This window comes from Thiothrix nivea DSM 5205 (assembly GCF_000260135.1).
Classification (GTDB): domain Bacteria; phylum Pseudomonadota; class Gammaproteobacteria; order Thiotrichales; family Thiotrichaceae; genus Thiothrix; species Thiothrix nivea.
The window spans coordinates 1,755-3,592 of sequence record NZ_JH651384.1; the positions used below are offsets into that span (position 1 = coordinate 1,755).

Consider the following 1,838-nt stretch of genomic DNA (forward strand, 5'->3'; position numbering starts at 1 on the left):
CAGCCTGAATTGGGTGCGGTGCTCCCGGATAAAGGCGTACTTCACTTGAGCTGTTTCGCAAAGTACGCGCTGGCTTTTTAGGATGGACACCTCTTCCTGTGCTACTGCCAGTTCACGGCGCAAGCGGGCGTTTCGGTTGACAGTTCCTGTTCACGTTGGCTGACCGTCTGTTGGTGCTGTTGCTGGCTGCGCCATTGGTACAGTTGCGGTTCGCGCAAGCCCAATTGCCGCGCTGCTTCAGGTACACCAAGCCGCTCTGCCAGTTTCAGGGCTTCAGCCTTGTAGCTGGCGCTGTGGCGGGTATAGGGCTTTTTGTCGGTTTTTGCAGTTTTCATCGTTCACCTCAAGGTCAAGTACGTAGTGTACTCACTTCTTGCTGTGTCCGGAGGTGCTGGGCCGGATCAGTTTGATAACCGCCGCGCTCCGCGCTCTGGCTATCAACCCGTTCGAGTGGACGCATTTGCGCCCGCGAGCGACTCCCCCCGGGAGTCACTTCGCAGCCACAAACGCGCCACTCAACTCCGACGCGTTATGCACAAGACAGATAAAGTCATTCCTGATAGAGATACCATGACTGTAAACGATAGAAACAGATATGCTTTTAGCTACCAAACACATGACGTTAGAGATAAAAGCTTCATCTTTAAAAATTTCAATAAATCATGTAGCTATCAATCGAACTTCTCAAATAGCACCTTTAAAAGCACATCATTTATTGGGACAAAATTTAAATTTTGTAGTTTTTACGGTTCAATTTTTGAAGATTGTTTGATTCGAGGTGCTTTATTCAGAAAATGCAACCTTGATAATGCAAAATTCATAAACTCCATAATATCCGCAACCAACTTTGAAAATCCTAAAATCAAAGGCTTAAAGTTTATTAATTGTACAATCATAAGTTCACAAAGAATTGACTACTTGTCAAAAAAATGTGATTTTGACAATAGCAAAATATTAAACAGCTATCCTAATATAAATGATTTTTCTCCAGAGTTAATACAAATAACAGAATCTCTTAGGGATAATCAATTTATTAGAAAATCAACTACGCTTCATAGAAAACGAGGACTTCTTGATACAGTCTCACTGAATATCTTGGTTAGTGAATTTGGAGAAGAATTTTTAATAAAAAAATTGCCAAGGCTGCCGCAATCAATAAATAATGAATTTCACACGCTTAGCTATATCCAAAAAATATTGCAAAAACTTCGCCATGATGATAACTTTTGAATCCCCCGGTTCTGCCACCCATAGGGTTCTTGGTGCTAACTAATAAATGCTGGTCTACGGACTGATGCGGGGTTAAAGCGTTTATTTTTTCAAAGTTAGTGGAGGTATTGCCTATGGTAATGGATATTTTAACAATTTCATCTTTTGTAGTTCTAATGTTTTACAAAGTGTTGTTACATATCAGCCCTATGATAGGTGGTGGGATTAAGACATAAAGATAATATTGCATAACAAATCATTCGACGACGGACGCGGTGACAGCCCGCGATTCTTACTTTCTACTCCCCGCCGCGCCCGTCAATTCGGACGTTGGGCGGGGTAAAAACCAATACGCCTCACAAGATTTAAAGACCGAATAAAGATGATTTCGCCAGGCGCTTACGTGGGAAACATCGTGCCAGATTCAAAGCCTGAAAATATTGGGCTTGGTGGCCGCGCTGATGCGCGGGAAAGTTTGTACCTTACCCCATTCGTGCCAACCAAAAAAATCGTGCGCTGATGCGTGACAGATTGTGCCAACCTGACAGCCTGAAAATAGAGCGTTCGTCCTTCGCTGATACAAAAAGTGGTTACGCTCATTTGCCCAAAATGGTGCCAGTGCAACAAAA

The 1,838-nt window shown here is 43.1% G+C and carries 3 protein-coding genes; 1 reads left to right on the plus strand and 2 read right to left on the minus strand.

Going from position 1 to position 1,838, the window contains the following annotated elements:
• Window positions 1–101: 101 nt before the first annotated feature.
• Complete coding sequence (locus THINI_RS00375; protein ID WP_002706628.1) at window positions 102–335, minus strand: transposase; 234 nt, start codon at window positions 333–335, stop codon at window positions 102–104.
• 25 nt (window positions 336–360) lie between these two features.
• Between THINI_RS00375 and THINI_RS23960 the strand changes: the two genes are divergently transcribed.
• Window positions 361–1,230 (plus strand): pentapeptide repeat-containing protein, encoded by an 870-nt coding sequence (locus tag THINI_RS23960; protein WP_002706630.1) that lies wholly within the window; start codon window positions 361–363, stop codon window positions 1,228–1,230.
• A 403-nt stretch (window positions 1,231–1,633) separates the two neighbouring features.
• Here THINI_RS23960 and THINI_RS25885 read toward each other — a convergent pair.
• Window positions 1,634–1,838, minus strand: a 205-nt coding sequence (locus THINI_RS25885) for a hypothetical protein (protein WP_211206949.1), incomplete at its 5' end; no start/stop codon positions are given.

Coding starts and splice junctions, on each gene's coding strand:
- THINI_RS00375 (WP_002706628.1), bottom strand. CDS start 335: ATGAAAACTGCAAAAACCGACAAAAAGCCCTATACCCGCCACAGCGCC.